This window comes from Arthrobacter sp. Cr_A7 (genome assembly GCF_029222765.1).
In the GTDB taxonomy this organism is placed as follows: Bacteria; Actinomycetota; Actinomycetes; order Actinomycetales; family Micrococcaceae; genus Arthrobacter.
This window is the reverse complement of the sequence record NZ_JARHXQ010000207.1, coordinates 1-683: the sequence shown is the minus strand read 5'-3', so window position 1 is coordinate 683 and position 683 is coordinate 1. Positions and strand designations below refer to the sequence as shown.

Here is a 683-nt window from a genome sequence, read left to right as displayed (position 1 = left end):
AGCATGGTCTCCCCCTTCGTTGAGGGCAACATCCTGCAGATTATCTTCATCGCCGTGATCTTCGGCATCGCCCTGAACGCCATGGGCAAGGTCGGTGCCCCCGTCCTGGACGGTGTACAGCGCCTCACCGGGGTCATGTTCAAGATCCTGAGCTTCATCATGAAGGCCGCCCCTATTGGTGCATTCGGCGCCATGGCCTACGCGGTCGGCAAGTTCGGCGTGTCATCCCTGACCAGCATGGGCGGACTCATCGCCCTGTTCTACATCACCTCCATCCTCTTCGTGGTGATCGTGCTCGGTTCCATCATGCTTTTCCTGAAGCTGAACATCTTCACGATGATCCGCCACCTCAAAGAGGAATACATGCTCATCCTCGGCACCTCCACCGCCGAACCGGCCCTGCCGGGCCTGATGCGCAAGCTCGAGCACGCCGGCGTCAAGAAGGAAACCGTAGGCCTGGTTGTCCCCACCGGCTACAGCTTCAACCTCGACGGCGCAGCGATCTACCTCTCCCTCGCTGCCCTTTACATCGCCCAGGCCACCAACACGGACTTGACCATCGGTGAACAGCTGGGCCTGCTCGCGGTCATGCTGCTGACCTCAAAGGGTGCTGCAGGCGTGGCCGGCGGCGGCTTCATCGCCCTTACCGCCACCCTGACCACCCTGGGCACCATCCCGGCTGC

At 61.8% G+C, this 683-nt stretch carries 1 protein-coding gene; it reads left to right on the top strand.

The window, feature by feature from the left end; all coding sequences use genetic code 11:
• Window positions 1–683 (top strand): cation:dicarboxylase symporter family transporter (locus P2Q66_RS12180; RefSeq protein WP_275728376.1); only part of this gene is annotated, 683 nt, incomplete at both ends.